23 protein-coding genes are annotated in these 24,723 nt (G+C 62.1%); 9 read left to right on the top strand and 14 right to left on the bottom strand.

From position 1 onward, the window contains the following. Position 1: 1 nt before the first annotated feature. Complete coding sequence (locus N7568_RS22290) at positions 2-1,819, bottom strand: glycoside hydrolase family 2 protein (RefSeq protein ID WP_261611968.1); 1,818 nt, start codon at positions 1,817-1,819, stop codon at positions 2-4. 74 nt (positions 1,820-1,893) lie between these two features. On the opposite strand from N7568_RS22290, the gene N7568_RS22285 reads away from it, so the two are divergent. From N7568_RS22285 to N7568_RS22275, 3 genes are read left to right on the top strand one after another with little or no spacing between them, the layout of a single operon-like run. Further along, complete coding sequence (locus N7568_RS22285; RefSeq protein ID WP_261611935.1) at positions 1,894-2,856, top strand: D-2-hydroxyacid dehydrogenase family protein; 963 nt, start codon at positions 1,894-1,896, stop codon at positions 2,854-2,856. A gap of 49 nt (positions 2,857-2,905) precedes the next feature. After that, entirely contained in the window at positions 2,906-4,048 is a 1,143-nt protein-coding gene (locus tag N7568_RS22280) for a glycerate kinase (protein WP_261611934.1), read from the top strand. A 58-nt stretch (positions 4,049-4,106) separates the two neighbouring features. Then, positions 4,107-5,405, top strand: coding sequence for a GNAT family N-acetyltransferase (locus N7568_RS22275; protein ID WP_261611967.1), 1,299 nt, complete (start codon positions 4,107-4,109; stop codon positions 5,403-5,405). A 25-nt stretch (positions 5,406-5,430) separates the two neighbouring features. On the opposite strand, the gene N7568_RS22270 is transcribed toward N7568_RS22275, so the two are convergent. Next, positions 5,431-5,667 carry a DUF2630 family protein gene (locus N7568_RS22270; RefSeq protein WP_261611933.1) on the bottom strand — a complete coding sequence of 79 codons (237 nt, stop codon included), beginning with the start codon at positions 5,665-5,667 and terminating at the stop codon, positions 5,431-5,433. A 93-nt stretch (positions 5,668-5,760) separates the two neighbouring features. Here N7568_RS22270 and N7568_RS22265 point away from each other — a divergent pair, with 93 nt between their 5' ends. Both N7568_RS22265 and N7568_RS22260 read left to right on the top strand, forming a co-directional pair. Beyond that, positions 5,761-6,204 carry a YdeI/OmpD-associated family protein gene (locus N7568_RS22265; RefSeq protein WP_261611932.1) on the top strand — a complete coding sequence of 148 codons (444 nt, stop codon included), beginning with the start codon at positions 5,761-5,763 and terminating at the stop codon, positions 6,202-6,204. 119 nt (positions 6,205-6,323) lie between these two features. Further along, entirely contained in the window at positions 6,324-7,157 is an 834-nt protein-coding gene (locus tag N7568_RS22260; protein ID WP_261611931.1) for an alpha/beta fold hydrolase, read from the top strand. 27 nt (positions 7,158-7,184) lie between these two features. On the opposite strand, the gene N7568_RS22255 is transcribed toward N7568_RS22260, so the two are convergent. Then, complete coding sequence (locus N7568_RS22255; RefSeq protein WP_261611930.1) at positions 7,185-8,075, bottom strand: LysR family transcriptional regulator; 891 nt, start codon at positions 8,073-8,075, stop codon at positions 7,185-7,187. A gap of 204 nt (positions 8,076-8,279) precedes the next feature. Here N7568_RS22255 and N7568_RS22250 point away from each other — a divergent pair, with 204 nt between their 5' ends. Then, positions 8,280-9,605, top strand: coding sequence for an MFS transporter (locus N7568_RS22250; RefSeq protein WP_261611929.1), 1,326 nt, complete (start codon positions 8,280-8,282; stop codon positions 9,603-9,605). 50 nt (positions 9,606-9,655) lie between these two features. Here N7568_RS22250 and N7568_RS22245 read toward each other — a convergent pair whose 3' ends face one another. From N7568_RS22245 to N7568_RS22220, 6 genes are all read right to left on the bottom strand, one after another. Continuing rightward, a complete protein-coding gene (locus tag N7568_RS22245) occupies positions 9,656-11,200 on the bottom strand; it encodes a PucR family transcriptional regulator (RefSeq protein WP_261611928.1) in 1,545 nt (514 codons plus the stop codon). Between the two features lie 103 nt (positions 11,201-11,303). After that, entirely contained in the window at positions 11,304-12,446 is a 1,143-nt protein-coding gene (locus N7568_RS22240; RefSeq protein ID WP_261611927.1) for a DUF917 domain-containing protein, read from the bottom strand. A 1-nt stretch (position 12,447) separates the two neighbouring features. After that, positions 12,448-14,004 carry a hydantoinase/oxoprolinase family protein gene (locus N7568_RS22235; protein ID WP_261611926.1) on the bottom strand — a complete coding sequence of 519 codons (1,557 nt, stop codon included), beginning with the start codon at positions 14,002-14,004 and terminating at the stop codon, positions 12,448-12,450. Then, positions 14,001-15,344 carry a purine-cytosine permease family protein gene (locus N7568_RS22230; protein WP_261611925.1) on the bottom strand — a complete coding sequence of 448 codons (1,344 nt, stop codon included), beginning with the start codon at positions 15,342-15,344 and terminating at the stop codon, positions 14,001-14,003. The genes N7568_RS22235 and N7568_RS22230 overlap by 4 nt, the downstream gene beginning before the upstream one ends. A 122-nt stretch (positions 15,345-15,466) precedes the next feature. Then, complete coding sequence (locus tag N7568_RS22225; RefSeq protein WP_261611924.1) at positions 15,467-16,588, bottom strand: VanZ family protein; 1,122 nt, start codon at positions 16,586-16,588, stop codon at positions 15,467-15,469. 136 nt (positions 16,589-16,724) lie between these two features. After that, positions 16,725-17,990, bottom strand: coding sequence for an MFS transporter (locus N7568_RS22220; RefSeq protein ID WP_261611923.1), 1,266 nt, complete (start codon positions 17,988-17,990; stop codon positions 16,725-16,727). A 50-nt stretch (positions 17,991-18,040) separates the two neighbouring features. Here N7568_RS22220 and N7568_RS22215 point away from each other — a divergent pair, with 50 nt between their 5' ends. Next, positions 18,041-18,994 (top strand): ArsR/SmtB family transcription factor, encoded by a 954-nt coding sequence (locus N7568_RS22215; protein ID WP_261611922.1) that lies wholly within the window; start codon positions 18,041-18,043, stop codon positions 18,992-18,994. Positions 18,995-19,042: 48 nt separating this feature from the next. Here N7568_RS22215 and N7568_RS22210 read toward each other — a convergent pair whose 3' ends face one another. From N7568_RS22210 to N7568_RS22195, 5 genes are all read right to left on the bottom strand, one after another. Then, entirely contained in the window at positions 19,043-19,594 is a 552-nt protein-coding gene (locus N7568_RS22210) for a dihydrofolate reductase family protein (protein WP_261611921.1), read from the bottom strand. Positions 19,595-19,615: 21 nt separating this feature from the next. Further along, positions 19,616-19,936, bottom strand: a complete 321-nt coding sequence (locus N7568_RS22205) for a hypothetical protein (protein WP_253465376.1) — start codon at positions 19,934-19,936, stop codon at positions 19,616-19,618. A gap of 545 nt (positions 19,937-20,481) precedes the next feature. Beyond that, positions 20,482-21,183 carry a trypsin-like serine protease gene (locus tag N7568_RS26000; RefSeq protein WP_368736529.1) on the bottom strand — a complete coding sequence of 234 codons (702 nt, stop codon included), beginning with the start codon at positions 21,181-21,183 and terminating at the stop codon, positions 20,482-20,484. 41 nt (positions 21,184-21,224) lie between these two features. After that, positions 21,225-21,614 carry a hypothetical protein gene (locus N7568_RS22200; protein WP_261611920.1) on the bottom strand — a complete coding sequence of 130 codons (390 nt, stop codon included), beginning with the start codon at positions 21,612-21,614 and terminating at the stop codon, positions 21,225-21,227. A 157-nt stretch (positions 21,615-21,771) separates the two neighbouring features. After that, the gene (locus tag N7568_RS22195; RefSeq protein ID WP_261611919.1) at positions 21,772-22,983 is read right to left on the bottom strand and encodes a hypothetical protein; all 1,212 of its coding nucleotides are present in this window, start codon (positions 22,981-22,983) and stop codon (positions 21,772-21,774) included. Positions 22,984-23,111: 128 nt separating this feature from the next. Between N7568_RS22195 and N7568_RS22190 the strand changes: the two genes are divergently transcribed. Together N7568_RS22190 and N7568_RS22185 are read left to right on the top strand one after the other, a co-directional pair. Further along, on the top strand, positions 23,112-23,402 hold the full coding sequence (locus N7568_RS22190; RefSeq protein ID WP_261611918.1) for a DUF4190 domain-containing protein: 291 nt from the start codon (positions 23,112-23,114) through the stop codon (positions 23,400-23,402). A gap of 119 nt (positions 23,403-23,521) precedes the next feature. After that, positions 23,522-24,709, top strand: coding sequence for an MFS transporter (locus N7568_RS22185; protein ID WP_261611917.1), 1,188 nt, complete (start codon positions 23,522-23,524; stop codon positions 24,707-24,709). Positions 24,710-24,723: the final 14 nt, after the last annotated feature.

Raw genomic sequence — 24,723 nt, 5'->3', positions numbered from 1 at the left:
GCTAGCGCTGGGTTTCGATCGCCGCCGGGCGCACTTGGCTCGCGCGGATTCTCTCCAGGTCGAATTTGGCCCCGCGATCAAAGGTGAAGATGCCGTTCTTCTCTTGGAACACGTCTGTGAGCTGGGTGTAGCAGTAGCCGAACATGTCCGGGTTTTCCAGCAGGACTGAGCAGAGCCCTTCGAAGCGGGCGTAGAACTCTTCCTCCGAACTGACACGTTGGCCGTAGCCCCACGAAGTGGACACGTCGGTCCCTTCCACAGCTTGTCGGGCTTCGATCTCGTTCCACCAAATGCCGCCGAACTCCGAGACGAAGTAGGGCTGGCCAGCGTAGGGGACCGAGTATTCCTCGCCGTCGGCCTTGCGGTTGATGTAGGGCTTCCCGTCTGCAAGGCCTTGCAGTTCGATGCGGAACCTGTCCGGATCCTGCTCGTAGGAGTGGGAATCGTAGATGTCTGTTTCCCGGATCCGGTGCGCGTATCCGGAAGCATCGATGACAGGCCGGGTGGGATCGGCGAGCTTGGTGGCCAGGAACATGGCTTCGGTGACATCGTCCAGGACGGTCAGGCGATCATGCAGGACCTGGTGCGTCTCGTTGAGGGGGCACCAGCCGATGATGGATGGGTGGTTGAAGTCGCGCTTGAGCACTTCCAGCCACTGGGCTACGAAGCTCGCCGTCGGCTTCTGGTTGTGGCCGACGGTGCCGCCACCGGAAACGCCCCAGTCGCCGAACTCGCCCCAGACCAGGTAGCCCAGGCGGTCTGCGTGATACAGGAAGCGCTCCTCAAAGACCTTCTGGTGCAGGCGGGCGCCGTTGAATCCGGCCGACATGGACAGTTCGATGTCCTTGATCAACGCGGCCTCATCCGGCGAAGTCATCAGCGAATCCGGCCAGTAGCCTTGGTCCAGGACCAGCCGTTGGAAGACTGGTTTGCCGTTGATGCGGACCACCTTGCCGTCCAAGGCAATGGACCGGACGGCCGCGTAGCTGCTGACCTGATCAACTATTCCGCCGGAGCCGTCCCGCACGCTGACATCAAGGTCGTAGAGGAACGGATCCTCAATGGACCAGGGGCGGAGGGACTCGGCGGGGATGTTCAGCCGAAGTGAGGGGGTGAGGTCCAGATCGGCCCGTGCAGACGCCTCAACGCGAATCCCCGAGCCGTCAGTGAGTATCGCAGAAACCGTGTGCCCCGTCCGGTTCCGGCTGATGGGAACCTCCACCGTGATGCTGGAGTCGGCCACATTGGGGGTCATCCGGAGGCGCTTGATGTAGACCTCAGGCACGGCCTCCATCCACACCGTCTGCCAGATTCCAGTGGTCCGGGTGTATTGGCAGTGGGTGTTGTTGTACCAAGTTGCTTGCTTGCCGCGAGCCTGCATCTCGTGTCGGGAATCCCGGGCGCGCACAACAATCACGGCATCCGTTCCAGGCTCGGCGACACCGCCGAGGTCAGCGGTAAAGGGAGTGAACCCACCCCGGTGCCGCGCAACTTCAACCCCGTTCACCCACACCGTGGCGTCGTGGTCCACGGCGCCAAAGTGCAGGAGGACATTCTGACCGGCCCATTCTTGCGGGATGGACACCGTTCGCCGATACCAAACGGCCTCCATGAAGTCGACGTGCTCGATCCCGGAAAGCGCTGATTCCGGTGCGAACGGAACCAGAATTTCGCCCGTGAGCTCGCGGGTGGTGAGGCCGCGCTCCACACCGGAGTCACCGGCGTCGATCTCAAAACCCCAGATTCCGTTGAGGTTCATCCACTTCTCGCGGATCAGTTGTGGGCGGGGGTGCTCGGGCTTGGGCATGGCGGAGGTCACATTTTGGCTCACACTCAAAAACCTAACGTGAGATGGGGTTGAGTACCACCGGCCGCCGCGCGAGGATAAGGGACGTGACCCGATTCCGTTTAGCCATCCTGGACGATTACCAGCAGGTCTCCGGCGACTACGCGCCGTGGGATTCATTGCTCGACGACGGCGTGAAGGTGAGCGTTTTCAGCGCGCCTTTTGTATCGGAAGAGCAAGCGTTGGCCGCCTTGGAGCCGTTCGACATCATTGTGGCAATGCGCGAACGCACGCGTTTTCCACAGCATGTCCTTGAGTCGTTGCCCAACCTCAAGCTGTTGGTGACCACTGGCATGGCGAACGCCGCCATTGACCTTGAGGCCGCCTCCGAGCGGGGGATTGTGGTGTGCGGGACCAGTGGTTCGCCGGCTGCGGCGCCCGAACTGACCTGGGCGCTTTTGCTGGCCTTCGCGAGGAACCTGGTGGTGGAGGAGAACTCGCTGCGCGCAGGCGACTGGCAGGCCGGCGTCGGGTTTGAACTGGAAGGCAAGACGCTGGGAATCGTTGGCCTGGGCAAGATCGGCAAGCGCATGGCGGGCTATGCCACAGCGTTCGGCATGGACGTTCTTGCGTGGAGCCAGAATCTCACGGTTGAAGCGGCAAAGGCTGCCGGCGCCCGCAAGGTCAGCAAAGAAGAGCTGTTCCGTGAGTCTGACGTTGTGACCTTGCACCTCCGTTTGTCCGAGCGGACGGAGGGGATCGTCGGAGCAAAAGAGTTGCGTCTCCTGGGCCCGGAGGGCGTGCTGGTCAACACCGCACGGGGACCTTTGGTGGATGAGGCCGCGTTGATCCAGGCTTTGGAAGAGGGGTGGATCCGCGGCGCCGCGCTGGATGTCTTCGACGATGAACCCCTTCCGGCTGGCCATGCACTGCTGCATTCGCCGCGGACGGTGCTCTCGCCTCACATCGGATACGTGACACATGAAAGTTACCGGCAGTTCTACGGCGGGGCGTTTGAGGACGTGAAAGCCTGGCTTGAGGGTGCGCCGGTGAGGGTTATCAGCGGCTAGGTTACAAAGTGGGCAAGCGCTTTCCGGGCAAAGCTGGCAAGATGGGTCCATGCGTATCCTCATCGCCCCGGACAAGTTCAAGGGATCACTGACCGCCGCCGAAGCCGCGTCAGCCATGGCCGAAGGCGCCCTCCGCGTTTACCCCGATGCCGTGACCACCCAGTTCCCGGTTGCCGACGGTGGAGAAGGCACCTTGGATGCCGCCATCGCTGCCGGCTACGAGGAGCGCAACAATGCCGTAGTTGGCCCGATCCTCAAGCCTGTTGGAGCTTCATGGGCCATCCGCAAGGACGCTTTCGGTGGGGCCAGCGTTGTCATCGAGACTGCGATGGCCTCCGGCCTTGCGCACATGGAGCCCACCCCGGAGAACTCGCTGCGCGCCCACAGCTACGGCTGCGGCCAGCTGATCGCGGCGGCACTCGAAGCCGGTGCCACTGAGATCGTGCTCGGCTTGGGCGGTTCGGCAATGTCCGACGGCGGCAGCGGTGCGCTGCGTGCGTTGGGGCTCAAGCCCGTTGATGCGGCCGGGAATGTGGTGCCGCTCGGCGGAGGTTCCCTGGCCGACGTCGTTGCCTTGGATGCCTCAGAGCTGGATCCCCGGTTGTCGAGCGTGAAGTTCCGCATCGCCGTCGACGTCCAGAACCCGCTGTACGGCCCCGAAGGTGCCGCGCACGTTTTTGGCCCCCAGAAGGGTGCCGATGAGGACGCTGTTGAGAAGCTCGACGCCGGCCTCCGCAACTGGGCGTCGCTGCTCCGGGAAGCCACCGGCCGCGACGTGAACGTTCCCGGAGCTGGAGCGGCCGGCGGGTTCCCGGCGTCGTTCCTGGCTTTCACTGACGCCGCGCTGGAAGGCGGCTTCGCGCTGGTGGCCGGACTGACCGGGCTCGCGCAGCACCTCGGCGACGCAGACCTGGTGATCACCGGCGAGGGCTCCATGGACGAGCAGTCACTCACCGGCAAGGCGCCCATTGCCCTGGCCGATGCAGCGAGCGTGCACGGAATTCCCGTCATCGCAGTGGCTGGCCGCATCACGGTGACGCCCGAAGACCTCGCGAAGCACGGCATTGTGGCCGCTGCCCAGCTGCTGGATGTGGCGCAGCGCAAGGACGGCGTTCCGGACGTGGCCGACGCCGTTGCCAACGCCGCCAAATACCTGGCGTGGGCTACAAGCCAGGTGCTTGAAGGTGCGTAGCCCGGCTTGGCCATAGCGCGACCGGCGGCTATTGGCTAGGCTCGAGGGCGTGTCAAAGATGAGTGGGGACTACCAAATCCGTCGGTTCGAGCCGGCTGCCAAGAATGAACCTGACTACGATGCCGCCGTAGCGTGGTCGCGTGCGGTGGCCTTCGGGTTCCACGAGGAGAGCAAGAGCGAGACAAGGATCGATCGAGGCCTGGCCATGAGCCGGGCCGACCACAGTGTGTTTACCGGGGTCTATCAGACCAGCGAACCGGCGGCGTACTCACTTGGGGCCGAGATGCCGGTTGCTACCTTCGCGACATGGCGCAAGACGCTCAACGTCGGTTTTGGAAAGCTCCTGGACGCTCACCTGATCTCAGCAGTGACAGTCCGCACCTCGCACCGCCGCCGAGGCCTGCTGCGGCAGATGATGAGCGAAGACCTCGCTTTGGCCAAGGACGATGGCGTAGCGATTGCAGCACTGACGGCCTCTGAAGCGTCTATCTATGGGCGCTTCGGGTTCGGTGTCGCGACCTTCGAACAATCCATCACGGTGGATACGGGCGCCCGCTTCAGGCTCAACCACGTTTCCGGAGGAACCGTGGAAGTAGCCGAGCCGAAGGTCCTTTTGGAGTTGGCGCCAAAGATCTTCGAGCAGCAACACCGGCAGTTGCCCGGATCAATCGACCGGCAGGAGTCTTACCGCCAGTTTGTCTCCGGATCGGTGGGCCGCGAGGACGCCGACGGCGACGGCGGACCGGATGCCAAGGTCAAGACGGCCCTGCATTATGCGTCCAGTGGTGATATTGACGGGTACGTGTCATACAAGTTCAGTGGGTGGGAGACGGAGCCCGCCACCATGGAGATCGTGGATTTGGTGGCGGCCAACTCCGCCGCCTACTTGGAACTGTGGCAGTACTTGGGCGCCATTGACCTCGTGGAATGCGTGAAGTGGAGCGGAGTCTCCGTGGACAACCCTCTCACCTGGGCCCTTGAGGACCCGCGTTGCATCAAGGGGTCCGACCCGCGGGACATGCTCTGGCTGCGAATCCTGGATGTTCAGAAGGCCTTGGAAGCACGCCAATTCCCTGCGGACGGCTCTCTGGTCCTGAAGGTCCGCGATGCACTCGGACTGACGCCCGGCACGTTCTTGCTCGATGTCCGCGAGGGGCAGGCGTCTGTAACAGCTACCGAGGTGGCTCCTGACCTGGAGCTGGATATCTCCGTGCTGTCATCCATCTACTTGGGCGCAGTCCATCCTGCCTCCCTGGTGGCGGCTGGGCGGATACAAGAGAACCAGCTGGGTGCGGCGTTCCTGGCAGCGTGGATGTTCGCAGTGGAGCGGCCAGCGTTTTGCCCGACGCACTTCTGATGGGTGGGCAGGCTCTGCGGCGTTACTACTGCCGGTAGCCCTCGACTTCGCTGACGGGTCGCGGTTCGGCCTCGTCGGGGTTTTCGCCGGCGTCCCTCTTGGCACGGCGTTGGCGCAGCAGGTCCCAGCACTGATCGAGGTGGGCTTCCAGCTGGGCGAGGCGGGCGCGGTTGTCGTCGTCCTCTGCGCTGGTAGAGTCCCGGAGACGGTGTTCCTCTTCGACCAGTGACTGGATTCGCTCCAAGAGATCCTGGTTATCCATTGCAATGACTCCTCTGAGTAGTTTGCGCGGTTACTTCGAACGTAGTCCTGCGGATGGGGTGCGTCTACTGGTGGGCACCGGCATACTGGGCTCATGAAATTCACTACGACCATCGTCGGCGATGGCAACAAGGCGGGCATCGAAGTTCCGGACGGGATCGTTGAGGGGTTGGGTGCCGGCAAGCGGCCTCCAGTGGTGGTGACCATCAACGGCCAGAGCTACCGCAGCAGCATCGCCGTGATGGGCGGCAAGTACATGGTGGGCGTCAGCTCGGCGAACCGTGAACTGACGGGCGCTTCGGCTGGGGACACGGTTGAAGTTGGCTTGGAAGTGGATACCCAGCCCCGGGTCATCGAGGTCCCGGACGACCTGGCGGCAGCACTCGACGCGGAGCCTGAAGCTAAGGCCTTCTACGGGACCCTGAATTACAGCAGCCAGCGGCGATACGTGGAGCCGATCGGGGACGCCAAGACGGAGGAAACGCGGGCCCGGCGGATTTCAAAGGTGGTTGCGGACCTGAAAGCGGGCAAGAAATAGAATCATTAGACTTTCCAATTGATCCAATGGTTTATTGATCTTGGACAGGCATGATTACCTCTGCGAGTCTGAAGTGAGGGGTCAACGGTGACCCGGTAACTCGACGGAAGGACCATCCCATGCCTTGGATCAACCTGCTAGGCAACGACATTCACTACACCGATGCGGGAGCTGGCCAGCCCGTGGTGCTGGTCCACGGCCATGGTTCAACTGCTGCCTGCTGGGAGCCGTTCATTGAGGCACTGAAGGGCGACTTCCGTGTTGTGGCGTATGACAGCTACGACCATGGATTCTCGGTGAATTCGCCGCGGAACGGGCATCCGGCAGACCGCGCCGAAGAGCTTGAGGCATTTATCGACGGCTTGGGATTGGTGCGGCCGATCATCATGGGCCAGTCGATGGGCGGCATGACTACGTTGCGTTGGGCCATCCGGCATCCACATGAAGCTGCCGCACTGGTTTCCTGTGGCATGGCGTGGCCCATCAACCTGCCCATGCCAGGGGAGTCGGACCAGAACGAGATTGCCAGCGCGTTGGATCCTGAAGAGCGGATCTGGCTGGGCGTGGGGACGTCGTTTACCCGGGACTGGATAAACGCCAACCCCGTGGAGTACGCGCGCTACATCCGGATCCGTTCAACGGCGCCGGCCATCGAAGCCGCCCGCCACCCACGCAATCTCAGGGCCAGCCTGGGTGAGTTCGTCAGTGCGGACCCCGCCGATGTGAAGCGCATGAGGGACGGGTTGGCCGCTGTCACCAGTCCGTTGATGGTGTTCGTCGGCAGCGAGGAGATGCCGGCAATCCGCGCCGGCGCAGAGGAAACAGCCGCCCTGGTACCCAATACGCGCCTGGTGGTCGTACAAGGCGCGGCGCACAACGCTTACTACCAGCGGCAGGATTTGTTGCTGGAGAACCTTCGCCAACTGGTTTCGGGAGTCCTTACGGACGCCTGAGGTGTTCATGGGCGGGGTGGGCCCCTCTTAGGAGTCCGCCCCGCTTTTCCATGTCCTCAAGAGCTTCAGGACGTTTTCCAGTGCGGCTGAGGAGGAGGCGGGATTCCATACGGCAGAGATGGCCTGTGGCTTGCTTTCCTTGAGGGGGATGAGCCTTGTTCCCGGCATCATGGGAGCGGCATTGACCATGGCGAAGGCAACTCCGATGCCTGCTGCCAAGGCAAGGCGTACGGCCTCGCCGTGGGGCACTTCGATGATCCTCCCGGGCACGCTGCCCGACTCAGCCATGAGTTCCTCGGCTTGGAGTCGGAGCGTGCGTCCCGGTGCGGGTGGAATCATGATGATGGTCTCGCCGTGCAGATCCTTGGCGGTGATCTCGTCCTCGCCCGCAAGCCGATGTGTTGGACTGACCGCCACACCCAGCGCGGTGCTGCCGATGCCGATGCGCTTCAGCCTTGGAGCAAGAACGGGAGTTCCCACGAGGGCTACGTCGAGGAGCCCTTCCTGCAGCCGTCGCGTGGCTTCCAGGTTTGTCCGCGATTCGTCGAGTTCAATCTCCAGCTGCGGGTAAGCATCATTCACTTCCCTCAGGAAGCGCACCAGTTGCTCAGTCACGAAGCCGCTGTTGAAGCCCACCCTGATCCGGCCGCGTTCACCTGTGCCGGCGTTGCGGGCTTGGGCCTCGGAAGCCTCAAGCGTACGCAGGACGTCCCTGCCCGGACCGAGGAAGGCCAGCCCGGCATCCGTCAGGGCCACCCGTTTGGTGTCCCGGTCGAAGAGTCTCACGCCGAGATGCTTTTCCAGGTGCTGAATGTGCTGGCTCACCACTGGTTGGGCAATGTGGAGGGTCTTGGCGGCGCGCCCAAAGTGGAGTTCCTCCGCTACGGCCAGAAACGACTTGATCCACGAAATCTGCATCTGAGGCCTCCAACTTGATGATATGAGAATCCGATCATCACTATGGTAAATCAATATTGGACTGGAATATGTTGCCCCTGTCACACTCGATGGCAGAGAGAACAACGACGTCCCTCTTGCGGGAACCACCCGCCCGAACGCCCACGAGGCCTGGCCGAACCCCGGCACCATTTTCGTTTTCCTGCTTCCCACTGGAGACATACCATGACCACCATGACTGCCGACGCCGGCAATGCCACTGAGTCGATGGGCCGCAAAGCCGCGGCCAGCGCCTTCTTGGGCAGCCTCGTCGAGTACTACGACTTCTTCCTCTTTGGCACCGCTTCGGCGCTCATCTTTGGCCCGCTGTTCTTCGCTCCGTTGGGACCTACTGGGGCATTGTTGGCTTCGTTCGCCACATTCGGCGTCGCCTACGTAACCCGGCCCTTGGGGGCAGTCCTCTTTGGGACACTCGGCGACAAGCTCGGCCGGAAGCGCGCCCTCGTCTGGGCCCTGAACCTGATGGGAATCGCAACGTTCCTGGTGGGATGCCTGCCTGATTACGCCACGGCCGGCATCTGGGCTCCCATCGCCTTGGTCATCATGCGCTTGTTCCAAGGCCTCTCCGCTGGCGGGGAACAGGCAGGTTCCAACGCGCTTTCCTTGGAGCATGCACCGGCAGGCAAGCGCGGCCTCTACACAAGCTGGTCCATGCAGGGAACCGTGGCAGGTGCGCTGCTCTCTACGCTCGCCTTCATCGCAGTGACATCGTTGCCGCATGAAACGCTCATTGGCTGGGCCTGGCGTATCCCGTTCCTGGTTGCCGGGCCGCTGGCACTGATTGCCTTATTCGTCCGGGCCCGCGTCGACGAGACCCACAGCTTCCAGCACGCCGTCGTTGACGCCGGCGCTGCGCCCAAGCTTCCGCTGCTGACTGTCTTCAAGGATTACTGGAAGCCCCTGCTTCGAGTGATTGGCGCGAATTTCCTCTCCGTTGTCAGTACCACGTTAGGTGTCTTCGCCCTCAGCTATGCAACGGGCACGGTGGGCATGGCCGCCAACGTCTTCCTCGTCTCAAGCTTGATAGGAAACCTTGTTGCCCTGATCTTCCAGCCCTTCTGGGCCCGGGTTTCGGACAGATTCGGACGCAGGCCCGTCATGGCGGGGGCGTTGGTCCTGGTGGCCCTGATGTGGTTCCCCTATTTTGGAGCCATCAATACCGGCAACCCCTTCCTCGTGGCCGGCACGGCCGCTTTGCTCATGTTGGTGTTCTCCGCAGCAAACTCAGTCCAAGCGTCCTTCTACGCCGAGCAGTTCCCAGCAAAGGTGCGTTACACAGGCATGGCCGTTGGCATGCAGCTGGGCATCTTGTTGGGCGGATTCACGCCGGCCATCCAGACGGCACTACGGGGCGATGGAACCACGGCGTGGGTGGGCCCTGCTTGCTTCGCGGCGCTCATGTGCCTCGTGGCCGCCGCCTGCGTCTGGTCTTCGCGTGAAACCAGCAGGGACAGCATCGATACGCTCGACCAGTTGGGTGCAACGCGCTGACCTCTCCCGTAGTCACGTAGGGCGGTTGTCTCCGAAAGGGGGTTGCCGCCCTACTCCGGCTTATCCATCAACAAGCTCCGGCATGCGAGCTGCAGCGCCAGCCGGGCTTCCGGGTCCTCCAGATTGATGGCGATGAGTGACTGAATCCGCCTGATGCGATCACTGACAGTGTTGCGGTGGACGTTCAGGATCGCAGCTGTTTCGGTCAGCGAAGACTCACAGTCCAGGAACGTGGTGAGGGTCTGCAGGAGTTCGGGCCCGGCTTTGAGGAGTGGCGCCAGGAGCTCCCGGGCGGCGGGGCGGAACGTGTCGGTGCGGGTCCAGATCAGCAGCAACTGGGCCATATCCAATCGGTCCACGTGGACAAAGTAGCCGGAGTTCTCCCTTGCCCCGGCGATGCGGGCGGCATCGTTGGCTTCCTCAAGTGAACGGACGATTCCTTCGGGCTGCGCCTGCATCCTCCCCACACCGAATTGGGTAGCAACGGTGGACGCGAGTTCCCGTTGAGCCCTGCGGAGTGCGTTGCTGATCCTGCTGACCTCGGCCGGGTCTGGTTTGGAGGGAAAGGAGATCCACCCTGCCCAGCCGTCGGACTGCTCCACCGTGGCAGCATCGATCCTTTCGCGCTTGAGGGCGCGGTCCAGATCCGGCTTTCGGGCCACCAGGTCCACCGGCTGGCGGGTGATCACCCGGAAAGCTATGTGAAAGCCGTCCAAGGTCCAGCCGAGCTCCAATGCCCTCGCCCTAAAGGATGGGCTGACGGTCCCGGCATTGTCGATCAGTTCGCCCAACAGGGCAATCCGGTGCCGCGCGTCGCGTTCCCTTTCCAGCCGTTGCCGGGACAGCAGCTCGGAAACCGCGATGGCCGCTACTTCCAAAGCCGCCCGGACGGCGGCCTGTTCCTGATCCGGTGCGGGATCAAGGACCACCCTCAGCCGGGGACTGCTGTCCTGCTCCCGATGAACAGAGGCGAGAATCTCCGTGCCACCGGACTGCGCATCCCCGTCGGCGCGCGGGCCGGTGTCCTCAGCGGAAATCAGCTTCCCGGATGGATCCACCAGCGTCACCCCGTGCCCGATCGCTACTCCCAGTCGCTGCAGCAGATGACTGAGCGAGCCATACGGCATCCGGCACTCGGCCGCCACGCGGGAGATCAACTGCCCCTGACGATGCGCGGCGCCGGACAGCAGCTCCTGTGCAGCCATCCCGAATTGCCATGTGTTGTGGACGGCCAGCACCACCAGCCCCAAGCGTTCGGCGAGCCTTGCCACGTTGGGCGGCAACGCGCCGTCGTCGTTCTGCAGTTTTACCGCAAGAGCCACGACGCCGGACGCGGACGCCAGTGCCAACAGCGCCTCCACGTCCCAAGAGACGCCCGACGGCAACGGCTCCAGGGGTAGCAGGATGCAGTTGCGGAGGGTGAGGGGGTCGCCGTCGAGGTTCCGCTGTTCCCGGACCTGGTGATTGACCTCGGCCAGGGTCCCGGCCAAGGCCACCAATGAGGAAACCGTTGCGCTACCAAGCTCCCCGACTCGTTCCATCACGCCCGCCGGGAGGTGATTCGTGACGGACCACAGCGGGATCGGAGGGATCATTCAGCTTCTCCGGTTCTCCTCGATGGTTACCTTCCCATAATGCCACCGCCGCGCCGCCAACTGTTGTTGGGGACGCGGCGGTGGGGCAAGCGTTCGACGGCGGTCAGCTGCGGTAACGCTCGATGGACTCGGTGTGCTCTTCGGGCGTCCCGTCCCATCTGTGCGAAGGGACGCCGTAGCCGAAGTACTCCGGTCCGGCCAGTGCCAGGCCCTCAGTGGTGTGCCAGCGAGGGTCGCTGGGCGCGGTCAGGATGCACAAGCGCTGCCCATAGCGCAGGTTTTCGGTGGTTACCGGTTCGGCGGATTCGGCGTCCACCACGATGATGAGGTCCGGCGTCGTTGTCACCGCGGTTCCGTCCTTGGTGGCGAGCAGGTGCTCGTTCTGGAAGTGCAGCGAAAGAACGGAACCGGCGTCCGCGCCCATGCCCTCGATCATGGCCTGACCCTTGGCGAACCCGCCGGTCGTTTGACGCTGCAGGTCAGTCACCTTGCCCAGATGAACAATGCGCCCACTCAGCGTTTCCGCCAACACATCACAGGGGTTGAGGTTGTGGTGTTGGGCGTTGGCGACGGCGTCTCCGATGGCGATGGCGAAGGACATGGAGCCGGCCACGAAGCTCTCACGGGCCTGCGCGCCCGTCATGGCATAGGTGCTGTTGAAGGCGTTGCATCCCATTTCGATGGACGCCTGCCGGGCAAAGCGCTCAGCCCAGAACGAGTCGATCGCTTCGATGACAAGCGTGTTGCCCTTCTCATCAGCCAGTGCCATGGGAGTGGCGTGGATTCCGTACAGCGGTGCCATTCCCATCTGTATCTCAGGGAAGGCCCGTCCGATCAGGTCACCGTCGACCAAGGGAATTCCCAGTTGCGCTGCCGCCACGATAGGCAGCAGGGAGTTTGACCCGCCGATCTCCAGGCAGGCGGTGTGGGTCGCTGTCCGGTTCAAGGACGCCGCCAGCTTCTGGATGGTCAGGTACAAGTTTTCCACTGTGTCGAGCTTTTCCACGGCAACCGTGGGAGCACCAATCGCAGCAATGGGAACAATGAAGGCATCATCTGCCAGGTCCTCAACGGAGACGAGTTCCACGGGGCCGAACTCTTCGATGGCCTGTTTCGCAAGGAGGGCCCCAATGTAAGGGTCGCCGCCTCCACCCGTGCCAAGGATGGCCGCCCCGCGCGCCAGGGAATCAATATCGTCCACGGTGATCTTCTTCAGCTTGCGGCCGTGCGCCACTTCCAGGGTCATGTCATTTTCCTAACGTGAGGTTGCCGGCTGCCTTGACCCGAACACGCATCGCGTTTCCGGGTAGATAGGGGATGGGAATGGCTTCCTGCTCAACGATCGAGACTGTGTCCGGGTCGGCGCCGGCGGCTACGGCGCGGTCAATGGCCTCCTGCCGGGCGGATTCCATGGCGCGCTTTTGATCCCAGTCCGCAATGGAGGACACGCGGTCCACCTCCCCGCTGATCTGGGCGATGGCGGCTCCATACGCGTTGGCGACATCGAAATTGCCGGGGCGGTGGATGGTGCCCAGGCCGTCCAGTTTGTCTGCCAGCAGGATGGATCCGCCGCCGACGGCGACAACCGGAAGTTCAGCGGATGAGGTCCGGATCCGGTCGGCAATGTCCGCGATGGTCCTGTCGATTTCTTCCAGGGCTGACCGGACCACAGCGTCACTGATGTGGCGGACCAAAGACGCGTCTCCGACGTCGGCCCTCCCGCTGCGGACGGCGATGTCAGTTGCAGTCAGGACAGACCCGCCAAAGACGAGCGACTCGTCGGTGAGGCGGTAGCCCACCGAATCCGGGCCTACGGTTCCCTGATCGGTCCGGACCCGGGACCCACCTCCGAGGCCTGCGGAGAGGACGTCCGGCATCCGGAAGTTGGTGCGGAGCCCTGCGAGCCGGACGTGGGTGCTGGACTCACGGGGGAAGCCGTTCACCAGGACGCCGACATCGGTGGTGGTGCCGCCGATGTCCACGATCAGGCAGTCGGAGAATCCGGAGAGCGCTGCGGCCCCGCGCATGGAGTTGGTTGGACCTGAAGCGAACGTGGCTACGGGGTAGCGCCGCGTGTATTCAATGTCCATGAGCGTGCCGTCGTTCTGGCTGACGTAGAGCGGGGCTGTGATGCCCTGCTCCAGGACGGCTTTTGCGAGGCCATCAACAATCCGGTTGGCCATCTCGGCGAGGGAAGCGTTGACGATGGTTGCGTTCTCACGCTCCAGGAGGCCCACCCTGCCGATTTCGTGTGAAAGGGAGACAGGGAATTCGGGGCCCAATTCCTCGCGGAGGATGGCAAGCGTTCGCTGCTCGAATTCGTCGTTGACTGGTGAGAAGACGCTGGACACAGCTACTGATCGGATGCCGTGTGCTGCGATATCGGCTGCGTGACGCCGGATTTCGTCGGGGTCGAAAGGACTGATGGGGCGGCCGTCGAATTCGTGTCCGCCGTGGGCCATGTAGGCGCGGCCACTCACCGCCTGGGTGAGGGTGTCTGGCCAATCCGTGAACGGCGGGAGGGACGCGGTGGCGGGCAGCCCCAGCCGGATTGCAGCTGTTGGGCAGAGGTCCCGGGCCTCGATGAGGGCATTGATGAAATGCGTGGTTCCGATCATCACGCCGCGGATGTGGTCCGGGCTGAAACCGTTGAGGTCCTTCAGCGCGGTGAGGACTTGGGTGATGCCGCTGGTGACGTCCCTGGTGGTGGGGACTTTGGTGGAGGCGAGCACCTGCGCGCCATCCAGCAGCACGGCGTCTGTGTTGGTGCCGCCGACGTCGATGCCGATTCTCAGGCTACTCATGGTGCGGTTACCGATTCTTCCTTGGTGGTGTTTGGGTTGCTTGGTTGGTTGTCGCCGTAGGACCGCAGGAGGTTCAGCTTGCCGGCGACGATGTAGAGGATGAAGGCAGCGGCCAGTGAGGTGAAGGCCGGCAGTCCGAAGGTAACGAAGTAGCCCAGGGCTGCGGAGATCGCCCAGATGACGAACGTGGCGGGGATCCAGTTGGGCGACTCAGCTGGCGGGAGTCCGGAATCGCGGCTTGCTTCCAGGAGCGGACGCCACTTCTTGACCACGAAGTATTCGGCCATGATGATGCCGGCTACTGGTGGGAACACGACGCCCAGAACCATGAGGATGTCGATGAACTTGTCCAGGATGCCTGCGGCTGCCAATACCGTTCCGACGACGCCCAGCAGCAGCGTGACGTGTCCCCGGTTCAGGCGTTTGTTCATGGCGCTGTTGAAGAAGGAAACAACGCCGAGGCCGGCACTGTAGAGATTCCAGTCATTGATCTTGGATGTTCCCAGGACGATGATCAGGATGCCCACCCAGCCCACGGAGGAGAAGATGATCTGGGTGACGTCTGCCGTTTTCACGGCGTGGGCCAGCAGGACGCCGATCATGCCGATGCTGTAGTTGCCGAGCGTCATCCCGACGACGGTCTGCTTGACGACGTCGCCGGCGCTCCTGTTGTAACGGGTCATGTCGGGCGTAATGACTGCCCCGAGCACGGCACTTCCAGCAACGATGGTGGTAGCTGTGACGAAATCCAGCTGTGGCCCGGGAGGGGCGTCGTTCATGAGTTGGCTGATGGAGTGGTTGCTCAGCTCGGCCCACGCGGCCCAAGCGATCAGGATCATGAACAGCGGCACGGTGATGTTGGCCAGCCACTGCATTGACTCAAAACCACGGACTACGATCAGCGTGACCACAAGCCCAAAGACCAGCGACCAAGCCCAGGTGGGAATTTCGGGGACAATCTGGTTCAGTCCAGCGCCGGAAATCCCTGACTGGATACCGAACCATCCGATGAGGCTGATACAGATGGCGAGGCCAAGCACCGAGGCGCCGCCGCGGCCGAAGCCGGTCCAGCGGGCAAGCATGGATGTGGTGAGCCCTTGGCGCATGCCGGCGATGCCGACAAAGATCATGAGTGCCTCGACGATCAATGCGCCTACCGTGAATGCCCAGAAGGCGTCCCAGAAGGTCATGCCGAAGCCAAAGGTTGCCCCGAGAAGAAACTGGCTCAGGTCAGAAGTCTGGCCAAAGCGTTGGACTGCGATGCCGAACCAGTGCTTCCGCTTCGTTGCGGGAACCCTGGTGATGGGGTAGTCATCGTGCCCTGTGTCGGAGGTGGACATGACATACATTCCTTTCGAGTGATTCACTTCACAGTATCTGTGGGTCACTCGAAGATCATTGGGCAATGTGCAGTGCTGGCTGGCCATGGGTATGCGAAGTGCACAGATGCGTTGATCGGCCTCTAGTCCGCCCGCGTCGCTGAACCAGCCACCCGCCGTCGTACGCTTCCGCGTGAGTCAACCATCTGTGCTCCTGTCAGAACTCCCGAAAGTCCCCGCGACTTTGTGAGGGGAACCGCTACAAAAGCTGCCAGCAGGACCAAGCCCGTGAGTGGGCCGAACGCGGAGGTCGGCAGCAATGCGCCAAGGAACGACAACACCACGTAGAGCCCGCCCGTGGCGCTGGCCCGCAGCAATGTCCGACGGCGGGTGGCCGGCCACTGCGGTTGCAGCCACACTGCGCGCTGGCCGAGGGAGGCTCCCGGGCCCACGAGCGCCGGCAGGTAGAACACCAAGAACCCGGGGACGAGATGCATGAGGATGAGGGAGATGGCGTCGTCGTTGCCGGGGAGATCCGCGCCGATCGCAAGCAACCCAACCCGGTAGGTGACAACTAACGCGAAGCCAAGGAACGCCAGCGATACGTAGTCGATGACCATTCCCAACCAACGCCGCCAAACGGTGACGGGACGGCTCTGGCCGCGGGCCGCGCGGAGTTCGCGTCGTTGCGGCATGAACCAGAGGACGAGGGGTGCGATGAGCGCGCCGATCAAGGCGCCGAAGGCGTTGGTGATGAGATCGTCGACGTCGGCCAGGCGGTAGGCGCAGTCGTAGAGGCCCCATAAACCGGTGAATTGTGTGGCTTCGATAAGCCCGGAGGCCAGGGCACCGGTCAGCGTTGAAACTGCGATGTTCCACGAAAGGTAGCGCCGCGCGATGACGCCCCAGGGAATGAAGAGCACCACGTTGAAGACCACTTGCAGTGTTGCACGGCTGGTCAGCGTTCCGGTGATCCCAAGGCCCGACGTTTCACGTTGAATGTCGTCCAGGAATTGGAATGGGATGGCTTGGAACGTGCTTCCGCCGGGACCGCACTTCAGCAGGCTGGGGTCGGGAAGTGGAAGCAGCGTGTATGCCACCAGGGCCACGCCGTAGACGCTCAGCCCCGCAGCGCCCAGGAATCGACGCCAGGTGAATCTGCCGAACATCCTGTACTGGACCGCAACGATCGGCACCATGAACACGCCAAAGAGGAGCACCCCTCCCAGCACACCCACGTACGCGGGCCACACCCATTCCCCCATGATTCCCTTCCACTTGTTAACTCCATGGTTTCAGGATGGGGGGGTTCAATTCCTCCGTCTGGGTGGTGATGTTGCTCGCGGCGGGCTGGTACCAGGGACGGAGACACGCGGTGGCTTGGGCGCGCGCTCGGCCCGCCTAGGCGAGTACCGCCGTCGTCGAGGCTTTCCGCGCTATCAGCGCGACACCCGCCGCCGACGCAATGAAGACCGCACCCAGGATTGCCCAACCCAGCGTGCCATGTTCGACGACGGTAGCGGTCACCACCAGCGGTGCCAGCATGGCCCCCAGGGCGGAGCCCATGCCGAACATCCCTTGGTAAGCGCCGGCTTGGAGGGGATTGGCGAGTTCGAAGCTCAGCCCCCAGGCTCCCGCTTGCGAAAGTATTTCCGCCAACGAGTGCAGCAGCGCCGCTCCGCACAGGAGCGTGATGGCGGCGATGACCGGCAGGCCGCCCGCCATTGCGTAGAGTGCGCAGGCTGCGGCCATGAGCACGCCACCTGTCATCACGATCTTTCCTGCACGGCGGGGCTGGTCGGTGCCGCGGGAGAGCGGGACTTGCAGCAGGACGACACACACGGTGTTGATCACCAGGACCACGGATATGAGCACATCGGGCGCGCTGGTGTCCTGTGAAATCCACAGCGGGACGCCCATCTCGGCGAGACCGAACTGCATGCCGAAAATGCCTGAGAGCACGGTCAGCAGTATGTACCGGCGGTCCCGGAAGGGGGAGATGCCCCGCGTGGGAGCAGGGTTGGCGGGATCGTGGCGCGGTGCATCAACGCGGTTGGGGAGCCGGCGGAGATGCAGCGCGCTCAGGATGTAGACCACACCGGCGCTGATCATCATCCACCGGAACGCGTCGGCGGTTCCGGCCATCAGTGCGAGTCCGGCGATCATGCCTCCCACCGCGATGCCCACGTTGGTGATGGTGCGGAGGATTGCGCGGGCATTCACGCGGTTCGGCCCGTCAAAGGCCCGGGCGATGATCGCGGAGCGCGTGGCGTTGGCGCCCCGGTCCACGCCTACCGTAATGCAGGCAATCACGACGGCGGTGCTGAAGTTCCCGGCGAAGGTATAGCTGGCGATCGCGAGACCTTGGACGGCCACCATCCCCGCCAGGAGCCGTCGCGCGGAAAAGCGATCGGCAAGGCGACCGCCGATGTACGACGTCGCGACGCCAACACCGCTGGAAACGGAGAGGATCACTGCGATTTCAACGGCGCTCAGCCCGACGAAGCGGCTGAAGTACAGCACGGTGAGGGTGAGGAAGATGCCGCGGCCCACGGTGGAGACGAGGATGGCCGAAGCCAGGATCTTGAGGGTGGGATCTGAGAGCGCGACCCGGAGGGTGTGCTGTGGAGCGGGGGCCGTGTCTGCGGGGGATTTAGTCACACACATAGTTCTGTCACTCGCGGAAGACGGCCGGTATTGATGTAGCGTAGTGCTTCATGTTGAGGTACGAGTTGTCCGAAGCAGATCTGGGCGGCGTGCGCTTTGGCATCTCCCCTTTGTGTGAACTCGGACTTTCCCTCAGGGCTATTCGCGATCCCAGCCAGTATCCACTCCAGCTGCCGTGGTTGCGTCGGACCGAAGAGGCCCGCTCACGCTTGGACCTCGATGGATTGCTGGCCCTGGTTGATGACAGGCTGTGGACGCCGGACTTCCTGAACCCCCGGCCTGAGTCCCCACTCACCCGGATTGATGACGAGTTCGCGGCACTGGAGCGGATTTCCGCCGAGCAGTTTCACGGCGACCTGATCCGGGTGCACGGCGCTGTCCCGACTGTCTTTTCCGGCCCTGTTGGTCCAGCCATACAGCGGATGGTCCGCATCCTCCGGGAATTCTGGGACACCTGCTTCGCGCCGCACTGGCTTCGCATGCGCACCATTCTGGAGGCGGATATTGTCTACCGTGGCCGGCAGATCGCGCAGGGCGGCCTGGTCACGATGCTCAACGATTTGTCCGGCGCCGTGGAATTCGACGGCCGCGTCATTTCCGTGCGGCTCAAGAACCCGGCGTCGCGGACCGAGAAGACTGACGGCTTGGGGCTGACCCTGGTTCCCACCATGTTCACCCGAAGGGCCTCTGCCCCTGTGAACCGTGGCGATCCGCCGCTGCTGATGTACCCGGCCCGCGGGCAGGGGGCCATGTGGGAGGCCGAGCAGGTGCGGAACCCTGCCGCTGTTGTGGCGGTGCTCGGCGAGGTCCGGACCAGCTTGCTAACTGCCTTGGCCGCGCCGGCGTCATCCACGGAACTGGGTGTGCGTTTTGGCGTCACCACTTCCGCAGTGAATCAACACCTTCGGGTGCTTCGAGACGCCGGACTTGTGACGTCCACCCGCTACGGCCACAGCGTCCTCTATTTCAGAAGCGAGCTGGGTTCGGCGTTGCTGCTGGGGTGATCGCCGTCGGGGGGTGGCCGCACGAGGCGAGTCCCGCCGTCGTACGTTTTAGTCTTTGCGGAGGCTGTACGTGCTGATCACGTTGCCCTTGCTGGTGGCGTACTGGTCCTCCAGTACGAGCCGGTTCTGTGGGTCGCCGTCCTCGAACAACCGGCGCCCACTGCCTGCCACGACGGGGTGGGTCATGAGTGTCAGCTCGTCGAGCACGCCGGCGAACAGCAGTTGGCGAACCAGGGAGATGCTGCCGCAGACGGCGATCTCGCCGCCGTCGCGGTTCTTCAGTTCTGCGACGAACTGCTCCACGTCACCTTCGATCAGGTGCGAGTTCTCCCATTCCAAGGGCTCGGACAGCGTACGGGACGCGACAAACTTCTCCACGGGATTGATGAAGGCCGCAAAGTCCTCGTCCCGCGAAGCGTTCGGCCAATATCCGGCCCACTCCTGATAACTGACTCGACCCAGCACCACGGTATCCACCGTGTTGATCATCTTGGTCAGGCCCTTGCCAAGCTCGTCGTCGAAGCTGTCGAACTGGAACTTAAACGGATCCTGGACCACGCCGTCAACGGAGTGGAACAGTCCGGCGGTGACTTTGCGCATGGGGTCCTCCTGCTAGGTGGCTTAGGCGGCGCGGCTGGTTGTCTGAAGTTCGCGTGACGGCAGGGCCGTCACATTGTTGTTCTGGAGACGGACGGGGACCTCGTGAAGCTCGGCGAACACCTGGAGCTGTTGCAACGCGTCTGCATCAACGGTCGCTTCCGTCAGGTCCATTTCGACGCCGAGGCCGCCGCCCAGGCTCCGGGTGCGTTGGACCACCGGGTAGAGGCCTTGAAGGCTGGTTGCGGTCACATGACCGGTCGCTGCGATCTGGATCTGTTCGCCGTCAACATCGACGCGAACAACTACGGAGAGCTTGTCGCTGGACAATGTGTTGCCTTTCATCAGGTTGCTGCCACGCTGCAGCGACCCCCAGCGTATGTGTCCGATGTGACCTACGCAACATTGCGACGGCGGGGCTGGCCTAGGTGCGGCCACCTGTTTCGCAAGGTGGGCGGGTGCAAGCGGCCACCAGCAGGGCCACTATGTCCGCAGCGTGGATATGGGCTCGTGGGCCACAATCCAGCTGTCCCGGAAGTTGTCTTAGTGACAGCTGTTTGAAGGGGATGTTTTGGGACAACATACGGGACGGCAGTGTTACGCGGACGCTGGACAGGGGATTTGTCGTTTTCAGAAGCTAACTGCACTGACATCCCTGTGATTACGGGAGTAGTGCAGTTGGCTATGGACACGCCGGTGTCCGAAGTCCTATGCACAAAGCGTCACTTTGATCGGGAGTCGGCTGCACTAGAGCGCCAAGGCGCCGGGGACGAAGGTTCAGGATGCCCTGGCCCGCTGGTCGGAAAAGTCACGAGAATGACGCGGCGCGTTGAATGGTCCGGTTTCTCAACGGCCTGCCGGCTCGTCGTTTTGGCACACTTGAGGCCTTGTTAGGGACCGTTGAGATTTGATGGGGCGTCCAGGTTCCGGTGAACGGTTGGGCTAGTTGGGAAGCAGTCTTTGCCGGCAAGGGTCAGAGCTTTCACTTCCCAATGGTTCGCTTCTCTGGTCAGTAGTGCGCCGCCACTGTCGCCGTAGCAGGAGTTGAGTCCGTGGGGGTCGGTTGGTGCTGCGCACGTGTACTTGGTTGACTCCGCGGGCTCAGTACCGAGGGCTCTTAGCTCTGATTGGCATTGTTCCGTCGGCAGGATGGTCATGGGGATCTTCTTCTGCAGGCATGGTCCTGGCTTTGTCTCAGCGAGTCGACCCCAACCAACAACGATCCCTTCTCGTTGTTCTTGCGTTGACGGGTGGGTCTCTGCTGGGGCGGTTTGAACGTTTTCGTCCAAGAGCAGGTAGGCAAGGTGCGGGATGGATTCTGACTGTCGCACTTCCATGACCCGTCGTCGCTCAGACTGGGCATTTGTGGAGCATAAGTTGGAGACTCCGACGGTGACGGCGACCGTTGAGGCATCCCGGCCTTCCATGCAGTGATCCACGGTGACGACTACTTGCGGGGAAATCAGCACACCGCCACAGAACTGACCATCTATGAGGAAGTCCGTTCCGCTGGATTGATTGACGAGAGCTACTCGGGCAAATGCCGGGATATCAATCGTTGCGGAGTTGCTGGCCGGAACTGATGCGGCCATGGTGGCTAAGAGAGCTACCGCCGCTGGCCGCATCTTGGGGATCACGGTTGTTTACTCAGGCAGGTAGTAGTTGGGAACCTGTATCCCATTTCTCCTTCAGTGAGGTAGTTGGTGGATCCGGACGAGTACTTCACTGACATCCCTGCCGTGGATGCCTCTTGGTCAGGATCCTTTATTTCTACTTCGAAGACGACGTTGACGGTCTGCTGAGTGGACATCCGGTAGTCCTTCAGGGGCTGCTTCGATGACCATGTTTCTTTTGCTGTTGGAGAGTCTTCCAGGGTGCCCATGCTGATGTAGGACTGGTGGAGGTCTTCGACCGGCAAAACCCATGCATGCTTGACCTGGACGTTCTTCTCATCTTTTAGGGATGCGGAATCCAGCTTCACTTCGGATGCGTTGGAGGCCTGGAGAAGGTCTCCGATGAGCATCGTTTTACCTTCTCGGATGGGTGTGCATATCTCCCCTGTCCCTCCACCTAGCACTGCGGGGCCGGTGGGGTTGGGAGCAGCACAGCCGCCAGCGATGCACGCCACGAAAGCGAGCATCGCTGGCCCTACTAGTTTGTTTCGCATGATGTCAGCTCGATCAGACGAAGTCGCCTAGCATGATGTGGCCCGGGTTGGCCTGTCCCGGGCCCGCGTTTGAACCACAGTACTGACGGCGGTCCAGAGACGAGTACGTCAGTGATGCGCTGGTTGAATACCCGGTCTTCGACGACAGGTTAACCCCAATATCTGATTGGGTGGCAGCGCCGACGCTCCAAGTGATCGCGTTGTTGTCCGTTCGGGTGATGGAAGACTCGGCCGCGATCTCGCTGCAGTAGTTTTTGGCAGGGGTTATAGATGTGTCTACCGTTCGGGTTCCGCCGAAGTGGGACTCCGGGCGAACTTCGTACTTGTCAGTCCACACACCTGTTGTGGGGTTGGTGAGGCACCGCACGTGGTACTTCGCGAAAACGAACTGGGTTTGGTAGATCTTCTTATGCCCTTGATTGACGTTCCCGTAGTTGTTCTCCGATGAAACGCCCACGGTGCGTTCTCCACTAGCAGTGAAGCTTCCAAACGAACCGGAGGGCGACGCGCCTATGCCAATTGTGCTGCTTGCGCCCGCCGTCATCTTGAAGTTCGCGGACGTGTAGTAACTCGGGCCTAGTGCGAACGAAGCACCAACAGTGACCCAACGAGGGCTGTAGGTCTGCATCTTGGCCGATGTGCAATTGAGGGCAGCTTTCAGGGCCAGGCCTTCGGTTGCCTCACCGTCCTGCACAGCAGTTGCAGGGCCGCCTGCTGCGGTGAGAGGTGCAAGATCAAGAGATTTAGGCTTTTGGTTCTTCTGAGATTCCTGACGCGCAACAACAGCACCCCCTGAATCCGAGGCGATCTTTCTATCGAAGCTGTACCAGTACGACTCGCCGTTTTTCCCGGTTGACGTCACGGAAAAGTCCACATTTCCGCTCTCCGATGTTGCGATCTTAACCGACTGGTCATCGGTGATATTCAGACTGAATCGACCGTTTTGATCGGTAACGGCGCTAGCTACGACGTTGAGCTTGAGCTTCTCTCCTGTTTTGGAGTTTTTTTGCGTTTCAGCGCGCGGCCAGGCAAGAAGAGATACCTCTTGGCCGGCTCCAACTGGACTCCCCGATGAGTCGCGAAGGATGCCACTTGAAACAACACCGTCAGCTGCTTGCGCCGAGGGCATGATTACTAAAGTGGACAAAAGAAGGGCGCTGATGGTTGCTGCTGGCAGCAGAATTTTTCTCATTTTTCCCCCAAAATGTTGATGTGCCGTAGTCAAGCACATGTTCTTCCGTTCGGAAAGTCACATCCCCCATCGCCCGGTACTTGCCAGTCCCACAAAGCCCGGTACTCCTCTGCTTCGCGGTTAGACTCCCTTGACGCTTACGAAATGGGGAAACTGTGAGTATGTCATCTACGAAGGCACCGTCGACCACTGGCCGCATTAACGTGCTGGCCATTATGTCCGTTGCCTTGGCCGTCATCGCCTTTTCAGGTATTTGGTTCTTTGGCGTCGGGATTCTTGCGACCTTTGCTGTCGGGGCTGGACACGTCTCGTTGAATCAGATCAAGCGAAAAAACGAGAGGGGTCGCTCCATGGCGATAGCGGCCCTCGTGCTCGGCTACGGACTTGCCACCTGGGCCCTGCTCAACGTGCTGACCTACATCCCTGTTGCACTACAACAGATGCCTAACTAGACCTACTCATCATTACGGCCCGCTGAAGGATCGGTTTGCGGAGAGTGATTAGCTGCGGAAAACCTCATCTGGACACGAGTGGGTGGGTGGGTTTCTGAGTCGGTTATATGCTCGGAGCAATGTCTATCGGCCGCTCGTTCCACGTCCTTCTAGGCGCAAATGCGGCATCTAACCTCGCTGACGGTCTTGCATTCGTGTCCATACCGCTCGTTGCGGCATCTCTCACCAATGACCCCCGCCTCGTCGCAGGTCTGGCCACCGTCTACGCGCTTGTCAGGTTATTTGTCGCCCTACCCATTGGCGCGTGGGTCGACCGCGCCGACCGGGGCGCCCTCCTGGCAATGGCCAACCTCCTGCGGGGCGTTGCGATCCTCGCCCTGGCTATCTGTCCGTTGGTCGGCGTTGAGGGTTTGGTCCTGCTTTACGTGGTCTTCGGGATCCTTGGCACCCTTGAAAGCGCAGCCGACAACGCAGCCATCTCCCTTGTTCCCTCCTACGTTCACGAGCGGGACCTCGATCGGGCGAATGGGCGCATCTCAGCGACACAACTGGTTGCCGATGAACTCATCGGACCACCTTTAGGTGGCTTGTTGTTCGCCGTCGCCGCGACCGCGCCGGTGTTCATGATGGGAGGACTGTGGGCTGTTGCCGGCTTTCTGGCACTGGCCCTACCCCGGACTCTGAGACCACCGGCCACCCGTACTGAACCGTCGGCTCCTCGGGCGTTTTGGGTAGAAGCATTCGATGGGTTGCGGTGGATCGCCCAGAACCGTGTCGTGGGCGCACTCGCCCTCGTAGGTGCCCTGGCTAGTGTCGGTTACATGCTGCCGTTCTCGGTCCTTGTCCTCTCCGCTCAGGACCGGCTTGGTGTCAACGAGACTCAATACGGGCTGATCCTCGCTGTCTCAGCCATCGGAGGGCTCGCTGGGTCGTTTCTTGTCAGTCGTGTCCGAGCCCGATTCGGTTACCGGATGACCATCGCAGCTAGCCTTCTCATCGGTGCGGTCTCGTTGTTCGCTCTAGCGACGACGACGGAGCCCACCCTTGCCGCGATCCTGTTGGCGATCTACATCCTGCACGCCGTCGTTTGGGGAATTTGCGCCACGTCCCTGCGTCAGCGGCTCGTGCCGGAAGACCTCCGCGTGCACCGTCCTGGCTCTCTTCCTGATCCGAACCAACGACGCGCCACCAGCCGCAGTCCGATCAGTCGCAACCGCGGACCCACACCACTTACGAAGCGCACGGTGAGGGATCCCCTTACGGGCACTCGCGCGGCATCGAACGCCAGCAAGAAAGCCGCCAGGTAAAACGTATCCACGAT

The sequence above is a fragment of the Paenarthrobacter aurescens genome, assembly GCF_025421775.1.
Taxonomy (GTDB): domain Bacteria; phylum Actinomycetota; class Actinomycetes; order Actinomycetales; family Micrococcaceae; genus Arthrobacter; species Arthrobacter aurescens_B.
Note: the sequence above shows the minus strand (reverse complement) of the source record. Positions and strands in the feature narration are given on the sequence as shown.